This is a genomic window from Sorangium sp. So ce385, assembly GCF_051474135.1.
In the GTDB taxonomy this organism is placed as follows: Bacteria; Myxococcota_A; Polyangia; order Polyangiales; family Polyangiaceae; genus Sorangium; species Sorangium cellulosum_D.
Window position 1 is genome coordinate 6036573 of the sequence record NZ_CP150337.1, and the last position, 24334, is coordinate 6060906.

Genomic DNA, 24334 nt, shown 5'->3' on the forward strand with positions numbered 1-24334 from the left:
CCATGGAGCGGCTCGAGAGCTACGTCGAAGGTCAGTGGATCGCCGGTCAGGGATCGCCGCACCCGCTCGTCAACCCCGCGACCGAGGAGCCGCTCGCCGAGACGAGCACGGACGGGCTCGACCTCGCCGCCGCGGTGGCGTTCGCCCGGACGGTGGGCGGGCCCTCCCTGCGCGCGCTCACGTTCGCCGAGCGCGGCGAGCTGCTCCGCGCCATGTCGCGCGCCGCGCACGCGCACCGCGACGCGCTCATCGACGTCGCCATCCAGAACGGCGGCAACACCCGCAGCGACGCCAAGTTCGACGTCGACGGCGCGATCGGGACGCTCGCCTACTACGCCGACCTCGGCGCCCAGCTCGGCGACGCGCGGCTGCTCGCGGACGGCGAGGGCGCGCAGCTCGGGCGCTCGCCGCGGTTCTTCGGCCAGCACATCCTCGTGCCGCGCCCCGGCGTCGCGGTGCACATCAACGCCTTCAACTTCCCCGCGTGGGGGCTCGCGGAGAAGGCCGCCTGCGCGCTCCTCGCGGGCATGCCCGTCATCACGAAGCCCGCGACGAGCACGGCCCTCGTCGCGTTCCGGCTGATGAAGATCTTCACCGAGCGCGCCCCGCTGCCGCGCGGCGCCCTCTCCTTCGTCGCGGGCCCGCCGGGCGACCTCCTCGCGCAGCTCGGCGGCGAGGACGTCCTCGCGTTCACCGGATCGAGCGCCACCGGCGCGGCGCTCCGGCTCCTGCCGAACCTCGCGCGGGAGAGCGTCCGCGTGAACGTGGAGGCCGACAGCCTGAACGGCGCGGTCCTCGGCCCCGACGTCGACCCCGGCTCCGAGACCTACGCGATGTTCCTCCGCGACGTCGTGCGCGACATGACCCAGAAGGCCGGCCAGAAGTGCACGGCGATCCGGCGCATCTTCGTGCCCGCCTCCGTCATCGCCACGGTGCGCGGCGACCTCGTCGACCGCCTCCGCGACGCGCGCGTCGGCGATCCCGCGCAGGACGGCGTCACCGTGGGTCCGCTCACCACGGCCGATCAGCTCCGCGGCGTGCGCGCCGGCATCGAGCGGCTCGCGGCGGGGGCGGAGGTGGCGCTCGGCGGCGACGGGCCGTTCGAGAAGATCGGCGTGCCCGAGGGAAAGGGGTACTTCGTACCGCCGACGCTGCTCGTCGCCAGCGGCCCGGACGGCGCGCCCGCCGCGCACGAGCACGAGGTCTTCGGCCCGGTGGCGACGCTCTTCCCCTACGACGGCGGCGCGGCGCACGCGGTCGCCCTGCTGCGCCGGGGCCACGGGAGCCTCGTCTGCTCGGTCTACAGCGACGACCGCGGCTTCGCGGCGGAGGTGCTGCTCGGCGTCGCGCCGTACCACGGCCGCGTCCTGCTCGGCAGCGAGCGGATCGCCGACCAGGCGCCCGGCCCCGGCACCGTCCTCCCGCAGACGATCCACGGCGGCCCGGGCCGTGCCGGCGGCGGCGAGGAGCTCGGCGGCCTGCGCGGGCTGCACCTCTACTCGCAGCGCACCGCGGTGCAGGGGTCGCGGCCGATCCTCGAGGCGATCCTCGGGACGAAGGGCGAGCTCCGGCCCGCGCCTGCCCCCGCGAAGCCGTAACGTGCAACCGCCGGGGTAGCCCTTCTAGAAGGACGCAGAGGACCCTATGGTGAAGTCTCGCACATGAGCGCGGGCCCGGAACTCATCGGCCGAACGATCGCGGGGCGCTTCCTCGTCACCGGGTTCATCGGCGAGGGCGCGATGGCGGCGGTCTACCGCGGCGTCCAGGACGCGGAGCCGCGCGACGTCGCCATCAAGATCATGCACCCGCAGCTCCTCGGCGACGAGACCTTCGTGACCCGCTTCTACCGCGAGGCGAAGGCGGCGTCGCGCCTCCACCACCCGAACACGGTGCAGATCCTCGACTCCGGGGTGGAAGGGCACCTGCCGTACATCGTGATGGAGCTCGTCTCGGGGCAGGACCTCTTCGAGCTCCTGCTCGCCGAGCGCCGCCTCTCGGAGGCCCGCGCCGCGCGGATCATGATCGGCATCGCCGACGCCCTCGACGCCGCGCACGCGCGGGGCATCGTGCACCGCGACCTCAAGCCCGAGAACGTGATGATCCTGAGGGATCCGGCGGATCCGTCGGTCGAGCGCGTGAAGGTGCTCGACTTCGGGATCGCGAAGATGGTCGAGGGCGGCACGAGGGCCGGCGACGACGGGCCGAACAGCGCGCCGATCAGCGTCTGGGGCTCGGTCACCACGGTCGGCGTGGTCGTCGGCACGCCGGCGTACATGTCTCCGGAGCAGTGCCGGGGCGACGCCATCGACGGGCGCAGCGACGTGTACGCGTGCGGGATCCTGCTGTTCCTGCTCGTCACGGGCCGCCTCCCCTTCCCGCCCACGTCGGTCGTGTGGGAGGTGGCCATGGATCACATCCGCAAGCGGCCGCCCCCGCCGAGCCTGTTCCTGCCGCAGATCCACCCCGCGCTGGAGGCGATCATCCTCACGGCGCTCGCGAAGATGCCGGCCCAGCGCCAGCAGAGCGCGCGCGAGCTGCGCGAGGAGCTCGAGCGGCTCCTGCCCCACCTGTCCGACGCGCTGCTCCCGGCCGCCACGGCGAGCGCGCTCGAGGACGCGCCGACCATGGAGTCGGCGATGCCGGTGTCGATCCGGAGCACGATGACGGCCGCGCCGCCGCTGCGCGACGTCGACCCGCCGCCGCCCGCGCAGCGGGGCGAGATGCTGGCGAAGGCCATGTTCCGCGAGGGCGCGCTCACGGAGGGGCCGGCGTCGAGCGCGATCTCGTCGCGCGCCGCGGCGCTGCCGGCCGCCGGCGCCCTGCGGCACGACCCGCTCGCCGGGCCGACGTCCGAGGATCTCTCGCGCACGCTCCCGCAGGCGCGGCTCAGCAGCCCGTCGAGCGATCCGCCGTCGAGCGACCTCGTGATCCACGATCGCAAGGACTTCGCGCCGCTCTTCTCCGGCGCGGGCGCCCGCGCGCCGTCCCCCGGGCACGAGGCGCCGCGCGGCGCCGGGCCGACCGGCGCCGCGGCGCCGCCGCGGCCTCCGTCGCGGCCCGCGGCCGAGCAGATCATCGAGATCACGCCGTCTCCGGTCCGCCGGGATCGCCGGCCGCCCCAGCGCCAGACCGATCTGTGGCTGGTCCGGCTGGTGGTGCCGCTGGCGCTCGTGATCGGGCTGGCGCTCGGGGTCCTCGCGTTCTTCCTGAGCCGCTGACGCAGCGCCTCCGAGCCGCTGACGCAGCGCCTCCGAGCCGCTGACGCAGCGCGACCGCGCGCCCGGCCTCGCTCAGGCGCCGATCGGGCCGCGCGCCCGGCCTCGCTCAGGCGCCGATCGGGCCGCGCGCCGGCCGCGCTCAGGCGCCGATCGGGCCGCGCGCCGGCCGCGCTCAGGCGCCGGCCGGCGGCGCCTCGGGCGCCTCGAACGCCGCCCGGAGCGCCTGCGCGCGCAGCTCGATCGCCGCCGAGGCCGCCGGCGGCACGGGCGCCTCCGCCTCGGCCGACAGCGCCATGGCGAAGGCGTCGATCGCGGCCTCGACCACGCCCTCGATCGAGCGCGCCGCGAGCTCGTCGGGGGCGTCGTGCACCGCCACCATGCCCATCAGGACCGCGCGCACGTGGGCCGCCGCCCGCGGCGACGGCGCGGCGGCGCTCGCCTCCTCGACGCCGCCCGCGGCGCGCGCCCCCGGCTCCACGCCCGCGCGGGCCGCCCGCGCGATCTCCGCCGAGAGCGGCCAGCTCAGCCGCGTGACGAGCCGCTCCTGCACGTAGGCGCGGACGCCGGCGTCCGCGCGCTTGCGCTCCTCGGGCAGCGCCGCGATCGGCCGCAGATCGGCCGCGAGCTCCCGCCGCGCGGGCTCGAGCGCCTTGTCGATCGCCGCGGCGATCGTGCGCCGGTCGCGGCGCAGGTACGCCGCGCTGGCGCGGAGCCGGTCGGCCTCGGCGCGCGCCCTCCGCCCGGCCTCGCGGTCCTCCGCCGCGCGCGCCGCGGCCGCCTGCGCGAGCTCGGCCGCGATGCGGCCCGCCTTGCGCCGGAGCGCGCGCTCGCGGAGCGCGTCGCTCGCGTCGACGATCTGCTCGGCGAAGAGCGCCTCGACCTCGGCCCACCCCGAGGCCGCGAGCGCCGCCTCGTCGCCGAGCCGCCCCTTCAGCGAGAGCCGCGCCGAGAAGGCGATCGGCGGCGTGAGCGAGGTGATGGCGCTCGCCGCGAGGCTGTCGCGCACGTGGGCGAGCACCGTCTCCAGCGCGTCGGGCTTGAGCCGGTCGGCCTTGTTCGCGAGGATCTGCACGGGCACGCCGAGCGCGCTGATCTCGGAGAGCACCCGCCGCTCCGACTCCTTCATCGCCTGGGGCGCGTCGAGCAGCCAGATGGCGACGTGCGCCTCGTCGAACGCGCGCCGCGCCTCCGCGATGTGGTCCGGGTCCGGCGCGTTGAAGCCGGGCGTGTCGAGGATCTCGACGCGCTTGAGCCGCTCGATCGGCGCGTAGATGAAGACGCGCGCCACCTTCGCCCCGGCCGCGGCGAGCGCGCGCAGCGTGTCCTTGAGCGCCGCGTGCGGCACGACGCGGTCCTGGCCGCCGCGCACGACGATGCGCGCGAACGGATCGGGCGCCCAGGCGACCCAGTGGAGCGTCGCGGTCGTCGGCAGGACGCCCGTCGGCGCCACGTCCTCGCCGAGCAGCGCGTTCAGGAACGTGCTCTTGCCGGCGTTGAACTCGCCGACCACGGCGGCGCGCAGCGGGCGCTCCCGCTCCACCGCGAGGGCCTCGGTCGCCGCCAGCAGGTCGAGCCGGTCGAGGAGCTTGGCCGTGCGGGCGAGCTCGCGCAGCACGTCGCCCCACGCGGCCGCCCGCGGCGCGGCCGCCCCCTCCGCGGCGGGGATCCACGCGCGCGCGATCGCGCGGCGCATGTCGTCGGCCCACGCCGCCCCCTCGCCGGTCACCGCGTCGAGCGCGTCGAGCGCCTCGCTCCCCTGCCCCTCGGACGCCCTCCTGGCGGCGTCGCGCAGCCGGGAGAGGTCTGGCGGGAGCGGCGGCGCCGCGCCGCCGCGCAGGTCCACGTCCGCTGCCCGCGCCGCGAGCGCGTCGAGCGCGCCGAGGTCGCGGGTCTCGACGGCCATGCGGAGCAGCGCCGCCGCGGCCGCGCGATCGCCGGCGGAGAGCCCGCGCGCGAGCGCCTGCCGCGCGTCGTCGCGCCGCCCCTCGGCGAAGGCGAACGCGGCGGCCCAGGTCGGCTCGTCGAGCGCGCCCGCGGCGCGGACCACGCGGCGCACGCGGTCGACGACGAGCACGTCGCGGGAGGCGGCGACGAGCGACGCGCAGAGCTCCGCCGCCCCGGGGACGTCGAGCACGAGCGCCCGCAGCCCGAGGTCGAGCGCCCGCGCCAGGTCGGCGGGCGGCAGCGCCGCGGCGGCGGCGCCCGCCGCGGCGCCCGCCTCGGCGAGCGCGAGCCGGGCGAGCACGAGGGCGGCGCGCCCCTCGATGGCGGTCGGCTCGCCCAGGATCGCCGCGGCGGCGCGCGCGCCGTCGAGGTCGCCGTGGGCGAGCGCGCACTCGGCGCGGCGGAGGGCGGCGTCGCGGTCGGGCACGGTCGAGAGCGGCGCCGGGATGCGGTCGAGCCAGCGCTGCGCGCGGGCCGGGTCGCCGGCGGCGAGGTCGAGATCGCAGAGGTCGAGCAGCGCGAGCCGCGCCGCGTCGCGCTCCTCGGGCGCCGCGGTGGCGCGCTCGAGCGCGTCGCGCGCGCCGTCCCAGCCGACGCGCTGCCCCGCGCGCCCGAGGCGGAGCCACACGTCGGCGCGCCAGGGCACGCGCTTCGCGAGGTCGGCGAGCGCGGTGACGACCTCCTGATCGAGCCACGCGTCCTCCGCGGCGTCGGCCCAGAGCGCGAGCCCGACGGCCGAGTCGGGCAGGACGGAGAGGATGGTGCGGGCGTGCTCGCGGGCATCGAGCGGCATCCCCTTCGCGAGCGCGGCCTCGGCGGCGCTGCGCTCGTTCTCGAGGCCGAGCGCGAGGATCTCGACCCGCCCGAAGAATCGATTCAGCGCCTCGACGAGCCTCGCCATGGGCCGGATGAAAGCCTTGCGCGCGGGCGGTCGTCCAAGAAAATCGGCCGGGCCGCGCCTCGAGCGGGGCCTTCCGGGCGAAGCTCGGGTCGTCCGCCGTGGCGGGGGCACGATGCCTCCACCCACCGGATGGCGCGCGCGCATATTTGTTAGGCTGACTAAGTGTCGCAGGACATCCCCAGAGGGCGCGTCGACACACGGCGCGTCGACGCAGGGCGCGTCGACGCGCTGGTCGTGACCGCGCTGCAGGACGAGCTCGAGGCGGTGCTTGCGCTCGGCGAGGCCGGCCGGGACGGCTGGCGCGAGGCGCGGGATCCGGCCGGCTTTCCGTACTACGTCCGCGAGCTCCCGAACGACCGCGGAGCGCCGCTCCGCGTCGCCGCCGCGTGGTCCGGGCGGATGGGCGAGAGCGCCGCGGCGGCGAGGGCGCAGGGGCTCATCGACGAGCTCGCTCCGGGGTGCCTCGCGATGTGCGGCATCTGCGCCGGGCGGCGCGGCGAGGTGTCGCTCGGCGACGTCATCGTCGCGGATCGGGTCTACAGCTACGACGAGGGCAAGCGCGTCGCCGCGCCCGGCGGGGGCGGCGACGGCGCGTTCTTTCACGACATCGAGACGTACAACCTCGAGCGGACGTGGAACATGGACGCCGCGCTCTTCGCGCGCGAGTTCGAGCGCCAGACGCCGCTCGCGGCCGCGCGCCCGCCGTCGAGGGCGTCGCAGGCGTGGTGGCTCCGGCACGCGCTCTACGCGAGCCAGGTCGAGGGCGGCCCGCCGCCCGTCGCTTGGCCAGACCGCGCGCGACGGTGCCCGGGCTGGACCGACCGCATCGGCGAGCTGGAGGCGGCGGGCGTGCTCCGCATCGGCGACGGCGGCCTCGAGCTCACCGAGGCGGGCATGGCGCAGGTCCGCCGGGAGCGCCTCCTCTACCCCGACGGCCCGCCCGAGGCCCGGCCGTTCCGCGTGCACATCGGCCCGATCGCCACGGGCAAGGCGGTGCAGGAGGACGCCGGGCTGTTCGATCGCCTGAAGTCGATCGGCCGCAAGGTGCTCGGCGTCGAGATGGAGGCCGCGGCGATCGGCTATGTCGCCGAGCGCCTCGGGCGGCGGTCGATCATCGCGAAGGCGGTCTCGGATCACGGCGACCACGACAAGGACGACAGCTTCCGCGCGTTCGCGTGCCGCGCGTCGGCGGAGTTCCTCTTCGCGTTCCTGCGGCGCACCCTGGAGCCCGCCCGCGCCGAGCGCGCCGAGGACACCGGGCGAGGCCGGCGGCTGCGCCGCTTCTCGGCGCGCGCGGGGGGCGGCAACGCCGAGCACCACGACGACATCCTCTTGCCGGGCGAGGGGCGCAGCGACGACTTCCTCTCGCGGGTCGAGCGCGTGTGCAGGCTCCGCGAGCCCGAGGGCGTGAAGATCGAGTGGTTCGACGCGCCCCTCCCCTTCGGCGTCTACCTGCGCGTCTCGGTCAACGAGGGCGGCATCGTCCGCATCGCGCCGCTCGCGGCGCTCGAGAGCGGCATCTCGACCGAGGCGGTCTCCGCGTTCCTGGAGGGCATCGACGCCTCGTACCGGCGCGAGGATCCCGGCCTCGTGTCCACGCTGGTCTACGGCGGCGAGCCCGCGCCGGAGGAGCTCGTCCGTTACGCGAGCGCGCGCCGCGTGCGCCTCGTGCGGTTCCTCGAGTACCAGGGGCTCATCGACTTCCGCGGCTACCTCGCGTGGCAGAACGCGAAGCTCGAGCGCGACCCCACCTATCCGCCGGCGCTCTACGTCGACCAGCGCATCGCGCTCACGGTGGGCCAGGAGGAGGTGCTGCACGAGCGCGCGCTCGACGCGTTCGCCGAGCTGCTCGACGCGGAGCACAGCCGGTTCGTCCTGGTGCTCGGCGATTTCGGCACGGGCAAGACGTTCCTCCTGCACGAGCTCGCGCGGCGGATGGGCAAGGCGGGCGGCCCGCTGACGCCGGTGCTCATCGAGATGCGGGCGCTGGAGAAGGCGCGCGACCTGAACGCGCTCATCGCGCAGCACCTCGCGCTCGCGGGGCTCGGCAAGATCGACCTGCCCGCGTTCCGGCACATGCTCGCCGAGGGGCGGATCGCGCTCCTGTTCGACGGCTTCGACGAGCTCGCGTTCCGGGTGACGTACGACCGCGCGGTCGAGCATTTCGACACGCTGATCCAGGCGGCGCAGGGCAAGGCGGCGAAGGTGGTGGTCACGAGCCGGAGCCAGCATTTCATCTCGGAGCAGCAGGTCCGGTCGGCGCTCGCGGAGCGGGCCGCGCTTTTGCCCGGGTACCGGCTCGCGCGCCTCCTGCCGTTCACCGGGGCGCAGATCCATCGGTTCCTCGTGAACCGGCTCGGCACCGACGAGGCGGCCGACGAGCGCATGCGGCAGCTCGCGGACGTCAAGGATCTGCTCGGCCTGTCGGCAAACCCGCGGATGCTGGGGTTCATCGCCGAGATCGAGGAGGCGCAGCTCCGCCAAGCGATGGCGGGCGACGGGGAGATCACGTCGGCGGGGCTGTACCAACTGCTCCTGGATCGGTGGCTCGTCTGGGAGTACGAGCGGGCGCACCCGAGGGGCGCGCAGCCTGGGCTGTCGGTGGCGCAGCGGTGGCGGGCGGTGACGGAGCTCGCGACGCGGCTGTGGCAGCGGACGGAGCAGAGCGTGAGCATCCGCGAGCTGCCGGCGGAGCTCATCGCAGCGCTGCAGGCGCTCGGGCGGCACGAGCTCGATGTGGACGTGACGCGTCACCAGATCGGATCGGGGACGCTGCTCGTGTGGGACGACCAGGAGAATTTCCGGTTCATCCATCAGTCGGTGCTCGAGTGGCTCGTGGCGCGGCAGGCGGCCGAGGAGGTGCAGCGCGCCGGCGAGGCGGCGGCGCTCGCGCAGCGGGAGATGAGCGACCTGATGGCCGACTTCTTCGGGGCGCTCGCGGGGCGCGAGGCGGCGGCGGCGTGGGTGCGGGCGGCGCTCGGCGGTGCGTTCGGCGCGGTGGCGGCGGGGAACGCGCTGCGGATCGACGCGCGGATGGGGCTCGTCGTGAGCGAGCGGATGAACCTCGCGGGGACGGATCTGCGGGGGCAGGATCTCTCGGGCAAGGACCTCCGCGGGTGCGACCTGCGGGGGACGGATCTGCGGGAGGCGAAGCTCGTGGGGGCCGACCTCCGCGGGGCGCTGATGGCGGGGGCGCTGCTCGACGGGGCGGATCTCTCGGGGGCGGCGCTCTCGGGGGCGGATCTGACCGGTGCGACGGCGGTGCGGGCGCGGATGGTGGGCGCGGATCTGACCGGGGCGAGGCTCGCGTCGGTGAGGCTGCGCGGGGCGAAGCTGGTGGGGGCGCGGGGCGCCGTGTTTGAAGAGTGCGACACGTTCGGCGCGGCCATGCCGGAGACGGCGAGAGCTGAGCCAGCATGGTTGCAGATAGGTCAATGCAGAGCTGTGGCGATCAGCCCCGACGGCGAGCTGCTCGCTTCCGGGAACCTTGGAGGAATCACGCTGTGGGACATGGCCACCCACAGCGCGCTGCGCGTGCTGAAGGGCCATTTCGACAAGGTCACGAGCGTCGCGTTCAGTCCTGACGGCACACTGCTCGCTTCCGGTTCAGAAGATCATACGGTCCGGCTCTGGGACGTACCGACGGGCAACGTGATCTGTGTGTTGAAAGGGCATCTGGATCATGTGACGTGCGTGGCCTTCAATCCCGATGGTGAGACGCTGGCTTCCGGTTCACTGGACCACTCCATCCGGATCTGGCAGGTGGCGACATGTCGGGAGCTGCGCACGCTCGACGGCCATACGAGCGGAGTGACGGCTGTTACGTTCGGTCTTCGATGTGAGAGGCTCGTATCCGGCTCGCGCGACGCCACTATCCGGCTCTGGGACGTCTCGACAGGCGATACGCTGCGCGTCTTGGAAGGTCACTCGACCCCGGTACTCAGCGTGGCAGCAAGTCCCGACGGCGAGTTGCTGGCCTCGGGCTCAATGGGCTGCAGCGTTCGACTGTGGAACGCGTCCACGGGGGAGAGGCTGCAGCTGCTTCTTGACTTCGGATCCCGAGTAAACAGCGTGGCCTTCAGCCCTGATGGCGCGACGCTCGCCGCCAGCTCTGACGACGGGACAGTGCAGATATCCGAGGTACCCAGCGGGCGCAAGGTGTTCACAGGGCATGTCGATCATCCTGTGCCAAGCATCGCCTTCAGCTCCGACGGCTCGATACTCGCATCCAGCAGCGACGACGGCACGGTACGACTGTGGCAGGTATCGAATTGGAGCGCGCTGCGCACGCTGGGCTCACACTCGAGCCCGCTCGCAAAGATGGTGCTCAGCCGTAACGGCATGATGGCCGCTTTTAGCTCGCACGCCTCCGACATTCACGTCTGGCACACGTCGGGACAAAGCAGGCCACTCTCCTTGAAAGAAGCTGGCGCATGCGCGAGCATGGCCTTCAGCCCTGACGGCGCGACGCTGGCTTTTGCCACGTCGAACGGAGCCGTACAACTCTGGCGACTCACCACTGGCATGGTGAATAGCCTTGAAGAGCACCTCTGCCATTCATACTGCATCGACTTCAGTCCTGACGGCAGGATACTGGCTTCCGGCTGCGCTCACAAGACAGTACGAATCTGGGACACCGCGACTGGCACCCTGTTGAGGGTGCTCACAGGTCATGGCGACGGCGTCAAGAGCGTGGCTTTCAGCTCTGATGGTACGATGCTGGCCTCCGGCTCGATCGATCAAACCGTCCGGCTCTGGCGAGTTACGGGAGACAGTCAAACATGCGTGCTTGAAGGACACCGGCAATCCGTCACGAGCGTGGCCTTCACCCGTGACGACAAGTTGCTCGCCTCCGGATCATATGACAATAGCATCCGCGTGTGGGATGTAGCAAGCGGCGAAGCCGTACAGATTCTGCGAGGACACTCGCATGCGATCATGGGCATCGCGTTCAGTCCTGACGGCAGGCTGCTCGCATCGGCGTCGCACGACAGCAGCATTCGCGTGTGGGATGTGGCGAGCGGCGAGGTCGCACGCGTTCTGCGAGGGCACTCCAGCCCGCTCATCAGCGTGGCCTTCACCCCCGCCGGTGAGACGGTAATCTCCAGCTCTATCGACAGCACCGTTCGTGTTTGGGACGTCCGCACCGGCGCGAACCTCGCCGTGCTCCTCAAGCTCCCGGAGGGCTGGGTCGCCTTCCGACCCGACGGCCGCTACAAGCTGGGCGGCGACGTCGCGGGTGGCTTCTGGCACGCCGCCAACCTCTGCCGCTTCGAGCCGGGCGAGCTCGACGCGCTCATCCCCGGCCTGCGCATCCCGGACGACCAGCCGCTGCTCCCGGAGCGGCCTTCGCTGCGCGCGGATTGAGCGCGGGTGGTCGAGAGATCAGCCGCTCCAGGCCAGTCTTGATCGATCCGCGTACGCCGCCGGCTTGCTCGGCGACCAGGGGCATCGCCTGTTGGCTGGCCGCACCGCTCTCGCGTTCGCGCGGGGCGTCCCGGGTGAGGTAAGCTCCGTGGGACCTGGGAGCCCCTCGATGAGCCTTGCCCGAAAGCTGGATCGCCCCGCGACGAAGGCGGACCTCGAGGCGCTGCCCGACACGATGCGCGGCGAGATCATCGACGGCGACCTCTACGCCTTCCCTCGCCCGCGCGCCCCGCATCGAAGCCTCGAGACCAGCATCGCCGCCGACCTCCACGGCCCCTTCCAGAAGCGGCGCAACGGTCCCGGCGGCTGGTGGATCCTGGTCGAACCGGGCGTCGAGCTCCCTCGTGCTCCGGAGATCTCGCCGGACGTCGCGGGGTGGCGGCGCGAGCGGCTGCCTCGCCTGCCCCTGAAGGAGCCCATCCGCGTCGTGCCGGACTGGGTCTGCGAGGTCCTCTCGCCCCGGACGCGTGCTTACGATCTCATCGTCAAGCGACGCTTCTACGCCGAGATCGGCGTGGGCCACCTCTGGTACGTGGATCCCGAGGCGAGATCGCTCGCGGTCAGCCGCCTCGTCGACGGCAGGTGGCTCGAGCTCGGCGTCCACGGTCCGACGGAGCGGGTGCGCGCCGAGCCGTTCGAAGAGGTGGAGATCGAGCTCTCCATCTGGTGGGAGGACCTCGAGCTCGAAGGCGATTGACGCACCACAGCCGATCGACCGCTGGGCCGCGAGCGCTCGTTGTCCAGCGCGCCGTGGTCGCGCGTGGCGCGCCGCCCGCCGAGCTAATCTAGAGGCCGATGCTCCTCCCGCCGAAAGCGACCGGCCTCGCCGCCCCCACCGGCGTCGCGCGGCCCTGGCCCTCCGTGCTGGCGACGTGGGGCCCTGGCGAGCGGAGCGCGCTCCACGCCCACCATTGCTGCCACCTCGTGCTGGCGCTCGACGGGGAGCTCCAGGTCAGGACGGCCGACAAGGGCCCATTCCGGCCTGGAGGCGCCGTCGTCACGGCCCCGGACGTGGCGCACGAGATCGACGCTTCGGGCGTGCGCGTGCTCCTCGTGTTCATCGAGCCGGAGAGCGACGTCGGCGATGCGCTCGCCCAGGCGCTCGGCGCCTCGACGATCGAGGTCGTGGACCGCGAGGCGGCGGACCGGCTGCGGTCGCGCGTCGCCGCGCCCGGCCAGGCCGACGTCGCGGCGGCGCTGCCCGGCGTGCTCGAGGCGCTGGGGATCGCGGTCCCGCCGGCCTCGCCGAGGCCGAGGCCCCCGGGGGTCCGGCGGGTGCTGCGCCACCTGCGGGCGGCCACCGGGGGCGCGGACACCTCGCTCGAAGCGCTGGCCCGCGTCGCGCGCCTCTCGCCCGGGCGGTTCATGCACGCCTTCACGGAGAGCGTCGGCGTGCCGCTGCGGCCCTATCTCCTGTGGCTCAAGGTCGAGCGCGCCGGCGCGGCCATGGCCGGCGGCGCGACGCTGGCGGAGGCCGCCAGCGCGGCGGGCTTCGCGGACGCGGCGCACATGACCCGGACCTTCCGCCGCATGTTCGGGGTGAGCCCCTCGGACCTGAGACGCCGTAGCCAGTTGGTTCAAGACCGGTGAGGCGCGGATGGCCACCGTGAGGGCATGGCACCTCTGCTCGTCCTCTCGATCTCGTTCGCGTTGCTCCTCATCCTCGGTCGGCTCGGCGTCAGACACCTCGCGAGCTGGATGACGTGCCTGCGGTACGCGCTCGCGGCGATGTTCCTGCTCACCGCGTCGGCCCACTGGGGGAGCCGGCGCGCCGAGCTCGTGGCCATGGTCCCGCCGGCGCTGCCCTACCCCGAGCTCCTCGTGACCGTCACGGGGGTCCTAGAGATCGCCGGCGCGGCGGCGCTCCTCGTGCCGAGGCTCGCGCCGTGGGCGGCCGCGGGGCTGACGATCCTGCTCGTGGCGATGTTCCCTGCCAACGTGCATGCCGCGCGCGCGGGGCTCACCCTCGGCGGCAGCCCGGTGACGCCGCTCGTGCCGCGGACGCTGATCCAGATCGTGTTCCTCGCGGCGACGGTCGCCGTGGCGATCGGCGGCCGTGGGCCGAAGCGGACGTAGGAGCGCGTCGCCTCGCTTCAGGAACGGTCTGCCCGCCGGATGGGACGCGGTCCTCCAAGCCCAACCACGGATTGCCCGTTGCCCAGGAGACAGGTTTGTACGCCAAAATACACATCCACCGCTGAACGGGACACAGCGCTGAGAGCGCGACAGCGCTGCGCGTGTCGCTGCGGCCGGAGGACGCAGGTCGCGCCTCCTGCGGCGGGGCCGCAGCGCGGGCACGATTTCGCCGGCGTTTGCGGTGCGCGGACAGTGCGTTCGGATTGAACAGGTCGCCGGCGCCGTGGCACGGTCGCCGGCTGGACAAACCGCGCTCACACGGAGGGAGATTCATGGGCGGAAACAAGGACAAGAAGTCTGACGCGAAGGACGCGAAGGCCGGCAAGAGCGATGGCGCGAAGGACGCGAAGGCCAGCAAGCGGGATGGCGCGAAGGCCAGCAAGAAGGACGCGAAGGCCGGCAAGAAGGACGCGAAGGCCGGCAAGAAAGAGGCTCGGAGCGCGCGCAAGCGGGATCGGTCCGGCGTGGATCCGGCGGCGCTCATCGCGGAGGCCCGAGCGGACGCGTTCACCGACGAGGCCCCCGAGCGCGCCTTCGCGCACTTCCGGCCGCTCGCGGAGCGCGTGCCGGCGGCGGATCTGCCCGTCTTCACCGGCCAGCCGCTGCTCATGCGCGCGAACGTCCGGGCCGCGCTCGACGCGCTCGATCCGCACTTGCCGGCCGCCGTGAGCGCGCTGCGCGAGCCGCGGCTCAAGGAGGTCTTCGAGCTGCCGGCCCTGGTCATGGCGCTCGACTTCAGCGCGGCGCGCGTGCCGGTCGCGACGCTCAGCGCGGGCGAGATCGACAGGATGCTGGCCGAAGGCGCGCCGTGGCGAGAGCTGATGCTGAGCTACCTCGAGGTGGCGTCGCACCCGCTGCTCGGCCTCCTGCCGCGCGAGCGCGTCGCGGCCGTGCGGGCGGGCTCGGGCAAGCTCGACAAGGCGCGCGACTTCGTCGCCCTCCCGGGGCTCTTCGCCGAGTTCTCCGGCGCGCTCGCCGGAAAGCACCCGTTCCCCGCCGACAAGCTCGACCTGCTCGCGACGCTGGGCGGCGCGCTTGTGCAGCAGGTGCGCCCAGGCAACGCCGCCGCCGCGGTGCCGAAGCGCACCGGAGAGTCGATCCTGCGCGACCAGCTCGCGGCGCTCGTCGCCGAGCGCTACGACCACCTCCAGGTGCTCGCGGCCGTCGCGCTCGGCAAGCGCAAGGCCGACGAGCTCTTGCCCGCGCTGCGCGCGGCGGTCGCGCTCGGCAGCAACGGGGCGGCCGAGGATGCGCCGGAGAGCGCGCCGGCCGAGGCGCCGGGAGGCGCGCCGGCCGAGAGGGCGGACGGATGACCGGTTGAACGACGAGGTGGAGGGCGCGCCGCGCGCTGCGCCCCCTCCCCATCTTGAGCAGGCCCATGCGTCGGCACGGGAACGCCGTCTGTTAGACTGGCGCCGTGGCGGCAGACCTCATCGACTTCGGCATCGAGCGCAGCCGCCACGAGCACTTCTTCGGTCGAGAGGACGTGCTCGCGGCCATCGATCGCCACCTCGACGGCGCGGGGGCGTCGGGCCGCTGGGTGCTCGTCACGGGCGGGCCCGGCATGGGTAAGAGCGCGATCCTCTCGCGATGGCTCGATGTGGAAGAGCAGCGCGGCCTCAAGGCGCCGCACCACTTCCTTCGGCGCGACGTGATGGACTGGGATCGACCCGAGGCGGTCGTGCGCTCCCTGTCGGCGCAGATCGAGACGCTCTATCCGGCGCAGAAGGACCCCGCGGCGCGGCCGGAGAGCCGCCTGATCGAGCTCCTCGCCAGGGTGTCGAAGCGCGAGCTCGTGCCCCGCGGAGAGCGCCTGGTGCTCGTCGTCGACGGCCTCGACGAGGCGCGGAGCGATGGCGCCGGCCAGAACCCGCTGCCGGGCTTCTTGCCCTACGCGCTGCCGCCGCGCGTGCACGCGCTCTGCGCCTCGCGCCCGCAGTATCCGCACCTCGCGTGGGTGGAGAGCCGCGGGAACGTGCGGCGCGTCGATCTCGACGCGCCCGCGTGGGCGAGCTCGAACGAGCAGGCCTGCCGCGCGTTCTGGGCTGACCAGGCGCCGCGGTTCACGCCGCGGCTCGACCCGAAGCTCGTCGAGGAGGCCGTCGCTCGGGCGGAGGGGAACCTGCTCTACGCGGTGAAGCTCAGGGAATGGCTCGAGGAGCAGCCGGTCGAGCAGCGGCGCGTGGAGCGCCTGCCGCGAGGGCTGAGCGGGTTCCTGGAGCAGATCTGGCATCAGCTCCGGAGCCTGCCGCGCGAGCAGTTCGGGCTTGTCGCCAACGGGCTCGGACTGATCTGTGCGGCGCGGGAGGCGCTGCCGCTCGAGGAGATCGAGGCAGCGTGGGGGTGGAACGATGTGGAGGCCGGCGAGGACTTCCTTCGCGCGGCGCCGGCGCTGCTCCTGGAGGAGCCGGCGTCGTGGCGCGGCGCGCGGGCCTACCGGCCGTACCACGAGGCGTTTCGCGCGTTCGTCGCGGAGAAGCTCGGGCCGAAGCGCATGTCCGAACTTCACCGACGACTGCTGGAGACGACGGCGCGCTGGCCGGTGGCGGAGGGGGAGAGCGGTTTCCGGAGGCTGTACGCTGCGCGCCACACGATCGCGCATGCGCTCGCGGCAGGCGGGCGCGAGAAGGTACGGGGGCTGTGCCGGGATCTGGGGCTGCTCGAGGCGCTCTGCCGCGAGGACGGACCGGCGGCGCTCGAGGAGGCGCTGCGGCTCGGCGCCAAGGAGCTCGGAGACGACGAGATCGACCTGCTCCACCGAGCGGTGCGGACCGAGTCGCACTGGCTCCGCGGAGCGCCGAAGGCGCTGCCGGAGCTGGTCTACAACCGGCTGCGCTCGGCCGGATGGGATGCGGAGCGAATCGCGCAGACGCTGCAGTTCCCGCGCGGCTTGCCGAAGATCCGGCTGCGACACCCCGTGCGGATGTGGACCGCAGAGGAACGCACGCTGCACGGCCACTCCGCTCGGGTCAATGCCTGCGCGGTCAGCCCCGATGGCCAGCGCATCGTCTCCGCCTCCTACGATAGCACGCTCAAGGTCTGGGACCTCGCGACCGGCAGGCTCCTCTCCACCCTCGAAGGCCACTCCGATCGGGTCAATGCCTGCGCGGTCAGCCCCGATGGCCAGCGCATCGTCTCCGCCTCCAGCGGTCGTACGCTCAAGGTCTGGGAGCTTGCGACCGGCAGGCTCCTCTTCACCCTCGACGCCCACTCCGGTTGGGTCAATGCCTGCGCGGTCAGCCCCGATGGCCAGCGCATCGTCTCCGCCTCCAGAGATCGCACGCTCAAGGTCTGGGACCTTGCGACCGGCGAGCTCTTCTCCATCCTCGAAGGCCACTCCGATCGGGTCAACGCTTGCGCGGTCAGCCCCGATGGCCAGCGCATCGTCTCCGCCTCACACGATCGCACGCTCAAGGTCTGGGACCTTGCGACCGGCAGGCTCCTCTCCACCCTCGAAGGCCACTCCGATCGGGTCAGTGGCTGCGCCCTCAGCCCCGATGGCCAGCGCATCGTCTCCGCCTCCTACGATAGCACGCTCAAGGTCTGGGACCTTGCGACCGGCAGGCTCCTCTCCACCCTCGAAGGCCACTCCGATCGGGTCAATGCCTGCGCCCTCAGCCCCGACGGCCAGCGCGTCGTCTCCGCCTCCAGAGATCGCACGCTCAAGGTCTGGGAGCTTGCGACCGGCAGGCTCCTCTCCACCCTCGAAGGCCACTCCGGTCGGGTCAATGCCTGCGCCCTCAGCCCCGATGGCCAGCGCATCGTCTCCGCCTCCAGCGATCGCACGCTCAAGATCTGGGACCTTACGGCCGACAAGCTCCTCTCCAGCCTCAACGTCCACTCCGGTTGGGTCGCTGCCTGCGGGCTCAGCCCCGATGGCCAGCGCATCGTCTCCGCCTCCAGCGATCGCACGCTCAAGGTCTGGGAGCTTGCGACCGGCAGGCTCCTCTCCACCCTCGAAAGCCACTCCGATCGGGTCAGTGGCTGCGCGGTCAGCCCTGATGGCCAGCGCATCGTCTCCGCCTCCAGCGATCGCACGCTCAAGGTCTGGGACCTTGCGACCGGAGGGCTCCTCTCCACCCTCAAAGGCCACTCCGATCGGGTCAATGCCTGCGCGGTCAGCCCCGATGGCCAGCGCATCGTCTCCGCCTCCTACGATAGCACGCTCAAGGTCTGGGACCTCGCGACCGGCAGGCTCCTCTCTACCCTCGAAGGCCACTCCGATCGGGTTAGTGGCTGCGCTGTCAGCCCCGATGGCCAGCGCATCGTCTCCGCCTCCTACGATAGCACGCTCAAGGTCTGGGACCTCGCGACCGGCAGGCTCCTCTCTACCCTCGAAGGCCACTCCAGTTGGGTCGCTGCCTGCGCGGTCAGCCCCGATGGCCAGCGCATCGTCTCCGCTTCATGCGATAGCACGCTCAAGGTCTGGGACCTTGCGACCGGCAGGCTCCTCTCCACCCTTAAAGGCCACTCCGGTTGGATCAACGCCTGCGCGCTCAGCTCCGACGGCCAGCGCATCGTCTCCGCCTCACACGATCGCACGCTCAAGGTCTGGGATATTTCGACAGGGGAATGCTTGGATACAGCGCATGGAACCAGCCCATTCGTCAGCGTGACTGTATCGCAGCAGCTTCTCTGTGCAGGCGACGCCAACGGCAATCTCTGGCATTTCTACTTCATGGCCAAGGTACCTGAAGAGAAACATCTATCGACGAAGAAGCCCATCCACCTCTTCTTCAGCTACTCCCACAAGGACGAGGCCCTCCGCGACGAGCTGGAGACCCATCTCGCCCTCCTCAAACGCGAGGGTCTCCTCCAGAGCTGGCACGACCGCCGCATCGGCGCCGGCACGGAGTGGGCTGGAGAGATCGACAAGAACCTCGACGAGGCCGAGGTGATCCTGCTCCTCGTAAGCGCCGACTTCCTCGCCTCCGACTACTGCTTCGACAAGGAGATGAAGCGCGCCCTCGCGCGCCACGACGCCGGCCAGGCTCGCGTCATCCCGGTCGTCCTCCGGAAGACCGACTGGCGCAGCGCGCCGTTTGCCAGGCTCCAGGCGCTCCCGAAGGACGGAACGCCGGTCACCCTCTGGCAGGACCGCGACGAAGCCTGGACTGAGGTGGCCCTCGGCATCCGGCGCGCCATCGAAGCGCTCCGAGGGCGCTCCGCATAGCTTTCCGGCCACGTCCGCGGCCGATCAGCCCCGAGCCTTCATGTCGCGACATGCCCGTCTGCCCCGCCGACCGGCCCTCACCCATGTCGCGACATGCCCGTCTGCCCCGCCGACCGGCCCTCACCCGTGTCGCGACATGCCCGTCTGCCCCGCCAACCAGCACCTCGGCCACGTCGCGACATGCCCGCCTGCCCCGCCGACCGGCCCTCACCCATGTCGCGACATGCCCGTCTGCCCCGCCGACCGGCCCTCACCCGTGTCGCGACATGCCCGCCTGCCCCGCCGACCGGCCCTCACCCATGTCGCGACATGCCCGCCCGCCCCGCCGATCAGCCGCCGGCCATGTCTCGACATGCCCGCCCGCCCCGCCGACCAGCCCTCCCCCATCTCCCATCCCCCGCCCGCCCTGCCACTCGCCGCCCCTCACCGGCACGGCCCTCCCCGCCGTTCCCCCCGCTTCTCGCGCGCCAGCGCCAGCATGAGCCGCAGCACCTCCCGCGCCGCCGCCGGATCCGCGAGCGGCCCCGCCATCACCACCGCGATCTCCCCCGGCGCCACCGCGCCCCCCTCCTCCGCGCCCGCTACGCCCCCGAGGCGCCCAGCCTGTTCCAGGATCGCCCCCGCGAACCGCTGCTCCGCCGCCCTCCTGGGCCTGCCCGCGCCCGCGATCGGCGGATCCAGCCGCAGCGCGAGCCGCGTCCCCGTCGGCGCAGCCCCCTTGAACAGCGTCTCCACCTCGAACACCGCCCCCTCGAACGTCCCCGAAAGCCGCATCGACCCGGAGCGCCCCGTCGCTCTCCTCCGCGAAGCGGCGCCACGCGGGCAGCCACGCGGCCATCGCCGTCGGCGGCGGAAGCGCCGCGCCGGCCTCCGCGATCGCCCGCGCGAGCGCGTCGACCCGCGCCAGGAACGCCGCGAGCTCCGGCTCGTCCAGCGCCGCGGCGGCGCTCCACACCTGCGCCCCCGCGTCGTCGACCTCGGCCCGGCCGAACGCGCTCAGCGCGCGACGCAGCGCGGGCGTGAGCGCCGCCAGCACCTGCGCCTCCTCTCGCCCCCGCACCCGGAAACGCCGATCGAAGCCGCTGTCCCCGGTCGCCACCCCGCCGAGCTCCAGCAGGGCACGCGGCCGCACGTCGAGATGCAGCCCCCAGGGCTCCGCGAATCGAATGTGTCGCCCGCGCGCACGACCCTGGGCACGCGGAGCGTGATGACAGGGCGACTCCTCATGGCCGCCTCAAAGCGCAAACGACGGCGACCCGGCGGGGGCGCCCCGCTCCGCCCGACATGCGGCGACGCGGCGGGCCCTACCTGCCCTGCAGCGCCCCTCCGCCCCGCGCCATGTACGCCGCGAACAGCGCCGGCGCGAGCCGCTTCATCGCGCGCCGCGCCTCGATCACCGCGTCGCCGGACCGCCGCGCCTCCGGCGACGACGCCGCGGCGAGCGCCGCGACGAAGCGCCGCGCCATCGAGAGCGCCTCGCCCTGCCCAGGCGACCACGGCCGATCCGGCGCTCCTCCGGACGCGGCAGCGCCCCCGGAGACCGCGTCGTCGAGCGCGATCGCGATCCCCAAGGGCGGCGGCAGCACGCCGGTCACGATCCCGACGGGCGCCGACCACGCCGCAGGCTCGTGCTCGATCTCGAGCTCGTAGCGCGCGACGTCGGGCAGGCCGCGCACCGCCTCGTCGCGCGCCGACGCGAGCGCCGCGTCGAACGGGTCGCCGAGGAGCGCCTCCAGGTAGAACCGCCGCGCCGCAGGCTCGCCGAGCGACGTGGCGGCGTCGCCGAGCAGGAACAGCGCGCGCGCGCTCCGCCGGACCTCCACCGCGCGCAGCAGCGAGGCGTGCGCCTCGGGTACGTCGCCCGCCGCGAGCCAGTAGTACCCGGGAGGCTGCCCCTCGAGCCGCCCGTCGTCGCCGTCCGCCGCGCGGAGCGCCGCCGCCACGCGGCCGAGGAGCACGCGGCGCAGCGACGCAAAGGCGCCGCTCTCGAGCTCGAGGCCGCGCGCGATCTCGAGCAGCGCGGCCGCCGGCGCGGCGGAGCCCAGGGCCCGCGCGAGCTGCCGCTCGAGCGCGGCGATCCGGTCGGACTGGCGGCGGATTTCAGCGTCGGCCGGGTGGAGCGCCGCGAGCTCCGCGAGCACCCGCCGCGCCTCGCCGAGCTCCCCCGCGGCGATCGCCCCGGCCGCGCGCGAGAGCCGCAGCGTGCGCTGCGCGAACAGGTCGAGCTGCCCCGCGGGCGCGCCGTCGCCGGGCGGCGGGCCGGCGGCGCCGTCGAGCAGGCCAGGCTCCGCCGGGAGCGGGCGGCCTTCGAAGAGAGAGAGCTGTCGCATCTCGAGGTCGGGCTCCGCGCAGGCACCCGACCCTACCTCGAGCGACGCAAGGCCGAGGGCATTGCATCGGCATGGGCCCATTTGCCGCCCGGTGGGCGCCGGTCCGCCGATCGCCTCGCCCTACTCGGCCGCCTCGCTCAGCCGCTCCCGCGCGAGATCGAGCGTGCAGGCGTCGTCCGCTGTGCAAGCGCCAGCCGCGCGCTCGCGGAAGCGCGCCTCGCCCTCGACGCGGCGGAGCTCGTCCGCGAGGGCCGGCGCCGGGTCACAGGCGACGCCGCGCGCCGCCCGCGCGAGCGCCGCGCCGGGGTCGCCGGCCGAGAGCGCCTGACGCGCCGCCTCGAGGTACGCGGCGGCCGCGCGCGCAGGCTCGCCGCCGCGCTCGAAGTGCTCGGCCAGCGCTATGGGATCGGCCTCGCCGCGCTCCGCGAGGAAGCCGCCCGCGAGCGCGTGGCCGAGCCGCCGATCGCCCTCGGTCAGCATGGCGTAGGCGGCCTCCCGGAGGAGCGCATGGCGGAAGCGGTACGCGGCGCCGCCCGCGCCGCCCGCGCCGCCCGCGCCGAGACGCACGATCGCCCCGCGCCGCACGAGCTCGTCGAGCGCGCGCGCGACGTCCGCGCGCCCGACGAGCGCGGCGACCCCCGCCCCGGAGAACGCCTCGCCGAAGACGCTCGCGGCCCGGAGCGCCCGGCGCGCCTCCGGATCGAGCGCGTCGAGATCCGACTGCACCATCGCGAGCACCGTCTCCGGCGGCGCCGAGATCCGCCCGCGGGCAGCGGCGCGGATCTGCTCCTCCAGGCAGAACGCGTTGCCGTCGGCGCGCTCGACGATCGCCCGCACGAGCTCCGCGCTCGCCCGGGCGCCGAGCGCCTCCCGCACGAGCCGCTCGCCGCCCGCCGGCGCGAGCGGCGGGAGGCAGACCTCCCTGCGCAGGTGCGGCGCCCAGAGCCCCGGAAAGATCTCGCGCACGCCGGGCCGCGCCAGCGCGAGCACCGCGAACGGCCGGCCCCGCAGGCGGCGCAGCGCCGCGTCGACGAGCGCCACGGTCGGCGGATCGCCCCAGTGCAGGTCGTCGAGCACGAGGAGCACCGGCCGCGCGGCGCACTCGGCGTCGAGGAAGACCTCCCAGGCGAGGCGGAGCTCGTCGCTCGAGATCGGCGGGCGCTGCGCCGGATCGAGCCGCGCGCCGCCGGCGTCCGGCAGCGGGGCGCCCGCGAGCTCGCCGAGCAAGGGCGAGATGCGCGCGCCGGCGGCGGCGCCGCCGCGATGCGCGGCGCGCGCGCGGAGCTTGCGCCGCCTCGCGGCGATCGGCTCGCCGTCGCGGAGGCCGAGCCCGCTGCGGAGCGCGCGCTGGAGCAGGCCGAAGGCGGAGCCCGCGCTCATCGGGTCGGCCTGGCCGATCCACACCTCGAGGGGCTCGCCGCGCGCCCGCAGCGCGCGGACGAGCTCGTAGCCGAGCCGCGACTTGCCCGCCCCGGCCGCGCCCGTCACCAGCACCGCGCCCGGGGCCTTGCCGCGGAGGCAGGCGTCGATCTCGGCCTCGACCAGGCCGAGCTCGCGCTCGCGGCCGACGTACGGCGTCGGCCGCCCGAGGAGCGCGGGCGGCGCGCCGAGCTCGTCGCGGGCGCCGTACAGCCAGCACCCCGACGCGTCCCGGGTCGCGCCGAACCGCGCGCCGAGCAGGCCCGCGGTCATGTCATCGATGCGGACGGCCGCCGGGCGGTGCGGATCGCGAGGGCCCTGGACGAGCTGCACCAGGCGGTCGATCACCGCGCCGACCGGCAGCCGCGCCGCGACCTCGGCCCGGCCGGTGACGAGCGAGAGCCGCGCGCCGCCGAGCAGCTCCCGGAGCGAGAGCGCGCAGCACGCCGCCTGGGCCGCGAGATCGGTGGGCGCGGAGGGCCCCGAGAGCGTGACGAGCAGCCACCGCGCCTCCAGGAGCTCGATCCGGCCGCGGTGGCGCTCGACGATCTCCCGGATGGCGCGCGACCGGCCCTCGTCCGCGGTCTCCGAGAGGGTCGCCTCGGCGTCGGCCTCGTCCTCGCGGGCGAGGATGAGGCACATGACCCGCCGCTCGCTGGCCGTGATCTCGCGCGCGCGGGGCGGGGGGTGGGACGACGAGGGCTGCGACCACGGCGGCGGGCCGCCGCCCGGGCGCCTGTCGAGCGCCTCCGACGCGAGCGCCGCCGCGACCGCGCCGCCGTCGCGCGGGCGGGCCTCGGGGGCCTTCGACAGCATCCGCGCGACGAGCCGATCGAGGCCGGCCGGCGCGTCGCCGCGGAGCTCCCTGAGCCGCGGCGGCTCCTCGAGGAGGACCTTCATGAGCACCGAGAGCGGGTCGCCGCCGGCGAAGGCGGCGCGCCCGGTCAGGCACTCGAAGAGCACGCTGCCGAGCGCGAAGACGTCGGCGCGCGCGTCGATGTGGGGCTCGCCGCGGGCCTGCTCCGGGGCCATGTACTGCGGCGTGCCGCGGATCTCGCCGAGCGTCGGGAACTCCTCCTCGTCCCCGGAGAAGCGCGCGGCGCCGAAGTCGATGAGCCGGGCGCGCTCGAGGTCGCCGCCCTCGAGGAGGAGGTTGCCGGGCTTCACGTCGCAGTGCACGAAGCCGCGGCGGTGGACGGCGGCGAGCGTCTCGGCCACGCGGGCGGCGAGCGTCAGGCCCTCGGCGATCGTGAGCGGCGCGCGATCGAGCCGCTCCGAGAGGGTCTCGCCCTCGATCCACTCCATGGCGAGGTAGAGCCGGCCTCCCGCGGTCGCGCCGTGCGCGACGTAGCGGGCGACGCCGGGGATCGCGAGCGTCGCGAGGGCGAGCGCCTCCCGCGCGAGGGCGCCGAGCGCCGGGGTCGCGGCCGTCTGCAGGAGCTTGAGCGCCACCTGCGCGCCGGACCGAAGGTCGCGCGCGCGGTACACGCGCGCCGTCGCGCCCGAGGCGGCGTGCTCCTCGACCTCGAACCGGTCGTCGACGACCTCACCTGACCGCATCGAGCTGACGCGCTCCTCTCGGGCGCACGGCGCGCTTCTCCACAGCGTGCCAGCTGCGCGCGTCCGGCGTCCACTGCCACCTGCCGCGACGCCGCGCGACGTGGCGCGGCGCGCGTGCCGGCACACCATCGCGGCCTACGTCGTCACGGAAGGGCGGCGCCCGCGTCGGTGCCGCGTGCACGCTGGCGCACCTCCGCGGCGCCCTCGCAGTCGCGCCGCGGCGTGG

At 74.1% G+C, this 24334-nt stretch carries 12 protein-coding genes; 8 read left to right on the plus strand and 4 right to left on the minus strand.

What is annotated here, in order from left to right; all coding sequences use genetic code 11:
- The first annotated feature begins 2 nt into the window (after positions 1–2).
- Positions 3–1598 carry a 3,4-dehydroadipyl-CoA semialdehyde dehydrogenase gene (locus WME83_RS21940; RefSeq protein ID WP_437321236.1) on the plus strand — a complete coding sequence of 532 codons (1596 nt, stop codon included), beginning with the start codon at positions 3–5 and terminating at the stop codon, positions 1596–1598.
- Between the two features lie 63 nt (positions 1599–1661).
- On the plus strand, positions 1662–3218 hold the full coding sequence (locus WME83_RS21945) for a protein kinase domain-containing protein (protein ID WP_437321237.1): 1557 nt from the start codon (positions 1662–1664) through the stop codon (positions 3216–3218).
- Between the two features lie 172 nt (positions 3219–3390).
- Here the strand turns inward: WME83_RS21945 and WME83_RS21950 are convergent, their stop codons facing one another.
- The gene (locus WME83_RS21950) at positions 3391–6063 is read right to left on the minus strand and encodes a dynamin family protein (protein WP_437321238.1); all 2673 of its coding nucleotides are present in this window, start codon (positions 6061–6063) and stop codon (positions 3391–3393) included.
- Between the two features lie 162 nt (positions 6064–6225).
- Here WME83_RS21950 and WME83_RS21955 point away from each other — a divergent pair, with 162 nt between their 5' ends.
- From WME83_RS21955 to WME83_RS21980, 6 genes are all read left to right on the plus strand, one after another.
- Positions 6226–11430: a pentapeptide repeat-containing protein gene (locus WME83_RS21955; RefSeq protein ID WP_437321239.1), complete on the plus strand. Its 5205-nt coding sequence runs from the start codon at positions 6226–6228 to the stop codon at positions 11428–11430.
- 169 nt (positions 11431–11599) lie between these two features.
- Positions 11600–12187 carry a Uma2 family endonuclease gene (locus WME83_RS21960; RefSeq protein WP_437321240.1) on the plus strand — a complete coding sequence of 196 codons (588 nt, stop codon included), beginning with the start codon at positions 11600–11602 and terminating at the stop codon, positions 12185–12187.
- 98 nt (positions 12188–12285) lie between these two features.
- Positions 12286–13080, plus strand: coding sequence for a helix-turn-helix domain-containing protein (locus tag WME83_RS21965; RefSeq protein WP_437321241.1), 795 nt, complete (start codon positions 12286–12288; stop codon positions 13078–13080).
- 24 nt (positions 13081–13104) lie between these two features.
- A complete protein-coding gene (locus WME83_RS21970) occupies positions 13105–13566 on the plus strand; it encodes a DoxX family protein (RefSeq protein ID WP_437321242.1) in 462 nt (153 codons plus the stop codon).
- A 332-nt stretch (positions 13567–13898) separates the two neighbouring features.
- Complete coding sequence (locus WME83_RS21975; protein ID WP_437321243.1) at positions 13899–14939, plus strand: hypothetical protein; 1041 nt, start codon at positions 13899–13901, stop codon at positions 14937–14939.
- A 104-nt stretch (positions 14940–15043) separates the two neighbouring features.
- Entirely contained in the window at positions 15044–18799 is a 3756-nt protein-coding gene (locus tag WME83_RS21980) for a TIR domain-containing protein (protein WP_437321244.1), read from the plus strand.
- A gap of 423 nt (positions 18800–19222) precedes the next feature.
- Here the strand turns inward: WME83_RS21980 and WME83_RS21985 are convergent, their stop codons facing one another.
- From WME83_RS21985 to WME83_RS21995, 3 genes are all read right to left on the minus strand, one after another.
- Positions 19223–19573, minus strand: coding sequence for a hypothetical protein (locus tag WME83_RS21985; protein WP_437321245.1), 351 nt, complete (start codon positions 19571–19573; stop codon positions 19223–19225).
- A 530-nt stretch (positions 19574–20103) separates the two neighbouring features.
- Positions 20104–21129, minus strand: coding sequence for a hypothetical protein (locus tag WME83_RS21990; RefSeq protein WP_437321246.1), 1026 nt, complete (start codon positions 21127–21129; stop codon positions 20104–20106).
- A gap of 120 nt (positions 21130–21249) precedes the next feature.
- The gene (locus WME83_RS21995; protein ID WP_437321247.1) at positions 21250–24108 is read right to left on the minus strand and encodes a serine/threonine-protein kinase; all 2859 of its coding nucleotides are present in this window, start codon (positions 24106–24108) and stop codon (positions 21250–21252) included.
- Positions 24109–24334 lie beyond the last annotated feature (226 nt).

Bases quoted from the DNA above. Each gene is read 5' to 3' on its own strand.
- WME83_RS21940 (WP_437321236.1), top strand. From the start codon at position 3: ATGGAGCGGCTCGAGAGCTACGTCGAAGGTCAGTGGATCGCCGGTCAG.
- WME83_RS21945 (WP_437321237.1), top strand. From the start codon at position 1,662: ATGAGCGCGGGCCCGGAACTCATCGGCCGAACGATCGCGGGGCGCTTC.
- WME83_RS21950 (WP_437321238.1), bottom strand. From the start codon at position 6,063: ATGGCGAGGCTCGTCGAGGCGCTGAATCGATTCTTCGGGCGGGTCGAG.
- WME83_RS21960 (WP_437321240.1), top strand. From the start codon at position 11,600: ATGAGCCTTGCCCGAAAGCTGGATCGCCCCGCGACGAAGGCGGACCTC.
- WME83_RS21965 (WP_437321241.1), top strand. From the start codon at position 12,286: ATGCTCCTCCCGCCGAAAGCGACCGGCCTCGCCGCCCCCACCGGCGTC.
- WME83_RS21970 (WP_437321242.1), top strand. From the start codon at position 13,105: ATGGCACCTCTGCTCGTCCTCTCGATCTCGTTCGCGTTGCTCCTCATC.
- WME83_RS21975 (WP_437321243.1), top strand. From the start codon at position 13,899: ATGGGCGGAAACAAGGACAAGAAGTCTGACGCGAAGGACGCGAAGGCC.
- WME83_RS21985 (WP_437321245.1), bottom strand. From the start codon at position 19,573: ATGCGGCTTTCGGGGACGTTCGAGGGGGCGGTGTTCGAGGTGGAGACG.
- WME83_RS21990 (WP_437321246.1), bottom strand. From the start codon at position 21,129: ATGCGACAGCTCTCTCTCTTCGAAGGCCGCCCGCTCCCGGCGGAGCCT.
- WME83_RS21995 (WP_437321247.1), bottom strand. From the start codon at position 24,108: ATGCGGTCAGGTGAGGTCGTCGACGACCGGTTCGAGGTCGAGGAGCAC.